We start from the raw sequence: 2,998 nt of genomic DNA on the forward strand, positions 1-2,998 counted from the left end.
CGCGCCAGACAAGCAGCTTGATCTGGATGTTGGCCATCCAGGTGGCCAGGGAGATACGGTCGCTCATGGCTTTTCCGTGATGCGGAACGAAGATCGGCGGCGACTATGCACCGGCGGCACAACAAAATCCACCGTTACAGTGGAAGGCGGGTCTGCACATGCCGCAGGGCGGCTCAGGATTTCGCCGCAGCCTTGAACGGTGACGCGTCCAGCGATCCCAAAACCGCATCGACCGAGAGCCAAAGGCGCGGATCGCGCAGGACAGCGGGCAGCGCGGATACAGTCTCAGAGCCGGGATTGCCGAAAACCACGGTCATTTCGATGGTCACCTCAAGCGGCTGTGAATCAACACTCAGTCCACTCGATTCAAATTGGCGCATCACTTTACCCAGCGCAGAAACGGACTGAACAAGGAAGTGAGTCTTGCCGGCTTCGCGCGCCAACTCAGCGGCCCTGAATGTTGCAAATTCCGTTGCCAGCGGAGCCGGCGCGCCTTTGACACGATAGCTCACCACCATCTGCCCACGGGCATCTGTCTTGGCACTGTAGCCTTCTGCATCACCATCGGCAGAGGGCTTGTAGACCAGGGGGCCGCTGGCATAAACAGGCGTTGCAAGTTGATAGAGTAAGGCCGGCAGCAGGCTCTGGCGGAGCATGTCACGGGTTGGAAGATATGCCGTGGATCGCGCCTCCGTCATGCCGGCAGCACTCATCAATCGCCGCGGGTCATACGCTGCTGATGACCACCACACGCGATTGCGGACATCGACAGGCATACCCTCCGAAAGCGCAGCCTCTGCCGCGAGGCTCGCCAATGTATGACTGCCCGCGCGACGACGCATGACATTCTCAAGCGTCCCGGCAGTGCCAGAATCGCCACGCTGAGCCGCCGCGACAGCAAGCATCAAATCGAAATAAGGCTCAACCAGCCATCTTACGCGGGGATTGCTTGCATTGGCATTCGGGTCGCTGAGCCATGCCGATTTAGCCGCCTGCAAATCGGCGGCATCGCCCTCACCCCTCAGGACAGCATCCAGCAGATGAATAGCGTAAGCGAAATGCTGCATCGCCCGCCGCTCCGGCCATTCCCGCGAACGGCCATCTGCCATCGCGGCGCGGCACGCCTCAACGCCCTGCCTTCCTTCAGCAAGTCCTACAGGCGGGGGCAAGGTTGACGACAATTGAGAACCAATAGCCAGCATGGGTGCAAAGACCAGACGCAACCCGTCATACACAGCTTTTGGTCCAGGGCGCGGCTGGCCGTCGCAACCCTGCCAGGTTTTTTCATGGTCCGGTTGCCAGGTCGTTTCCGCCGCCACCGTAACAGTTGGAACCGCGACCCAGGCAGCCAACGATAAAGCGACCAAGCCGATACAGCGCATCTTGATCCCTGCCCCAGGTCGATTGCATTGACAACGCGCCGGTATCATAACAGCATCAAATGAATAAACAATGGTTGCAGCAGGACAGTGGAAAATGTCGAAAAGCAGAATGACGGCCTACCTACTGCCTGCCATGTTACTTGGTTTGGCGAGTGGATGCGTCACACAACCCTATCGCCCCGCGACGATTGATTCCTCTGAGCGATCCTACCGACAGATAGAGCCCGCCGATATAACACAACCAATTAAAGCAACGGCGTCGACTGTATTTTACAAAGACATAAATAAAGTGAGTGCGGACGGCACAGTACTATCAGAAAATAGCAGAGTTTTTGTGTCCCAGGACAGAACATCAACAATCAAAGTCGGGACAACTCTCATCCGTATTATGTTTGACGGTCAAGCGTATTATTGTACAATTGATCCTCAATCAATTTTTGGAACCGCTGAAATATATGGCTGCTTCTTTGACGAAGATCAGGACGGCAAGTTCGAGGGCGTTCACAGCTTTGCGGGAAACCCTCGGCGCGAGAAGGGCTCGAGGCGTGTTTATTTTCTTCGGCTGCAAGAGCCGTTGGAGTACCAGCCTCAGGAAGTGGTTGTTGATACTGGGCCCAATACCTGGACACTATCGTACATTGGTACCACCGGCGATCTGGCGCGTATTGATCACGTCATCAGCACAGGCAGCGGCGCCGATGCCCGCGAATGGTACAGGCGATCATATTTCATTCCACTCAGCGATATAGGCAAGCCCTGGTCTGGCCTGTCCATCCCCTACATTCCCTACTCAGGGACTTGGCTGGCCCCGGACAGGGCCGCAGTTGGGTCGCTGAGTATTATGCCGCTCAGCGCCACACCCGCAGAGCTGACCTTGCGTATAACCAAAAGCTGGCCAGCGGCACAAATCCTTAAGCTGCCCAATGTACCTGGACAGTACCGAACGGTGCCTTACCGTTCTAAATTATCTCCAGGTGAGTAGTGTTTGTTCGGTTCGATTGGCATCAGTCAAAGCATTACTCAAACGGAAAAGCAAAACTTTACAGTCTGTCAGACCGGTTCACGGGCGCATGACAGACCGCAGGGCTGTTTTTCTGAAAACCTCTCCAGTGGCGACCGGCATAAGCCCACGGGCCTGCTTTTGACACCGCCGCCACCATTGTTCACTCTCCCCGCCCCCGCAGCCGATCCGCCGCCCGACCGAACCGGCCCGTGTGATGGCGGATTTCCCAGATGGCGATGGACAGGCCAGCCACGGCCAGCGGCAGTACATAATAGATGAAGCGATAGGCCAGCAGCGCGCCCAGGATGGAACTGGCGGCATCATGGTCCGCCATGCCCAGCAGGATAATGCTCTCAAACACGCCAAGACCGCCCGGCACATGGCTAAAAATCGCCACGATCAGGGCCGCACAGAACAGGGCCACGAATGACACGAAGGGAACATCCACATTGACCGGCAGCAGCATCCAGAGGATGCCTGCGGTCACCACCAGCTCCGCTGATGAGATGGTGATCTGAGAGACGACCCCGCCCCAGCTGGGCAACTGGATCGACCAGCGCCAGATCTTCACGGGCTTGTGTGTCACCGCCGTGATCACGCAGATGGCCAGAAG

Annotated in this window: 2 protein-coding genes and 1 pseudogene; 1 reads left to right on the top strand and 2 read right to left on the bottom strand. The window is 57.2% G+C overall.

The annotated features are described in order from the left end of the window. Nucleotides 1-173: 173 nt before the first annotated feature. Entirely contained in the window at nucleotides 174-1,382 is a 1,209-nt protein-coding gene (locus Q0072_RS01440) for a hypothetical protein (RefSeq protein WP_298324697.1), read from the bottom strand. A 109-nt stretch (nucleotides 1,383-1,491) separates the two neighbouring features. Here Q0072_RS01440 and Q0072_RS01445 point away from each other — a divergent pair, with 109 nt between their 5' ends. Continuing rightward, nucleotides 1,492-2,364, top strand: coding sequence for a hypothetical protein (locus tag Q0072_RS01445; RefSeq protein WP_298324700.1), 873 nt, complete (start codon nucleotides 1,492-1,494; stop codon nucleotides 2,362-2,364). 181 nt (nucleotides 2,365-2,545) lie between these two features. Here Q0072_RS01445 and Q0072_RS01450 read toward each other — a convergent pair. Further along, nucleotides 2,546-2,998: pseudogene (locus tag Q0072_RS01450) on the bottom strand (hypothetical protein); the annotation flags it as partial.

Source organism: Asticcacaulis sp. (assembly GCF_027484505.1).
GTDB lineage: Bacteria > Pseudomonadota > Alphaproteobacteria > Caulobacterales > Caulobacteraceae > Asticcacaulis.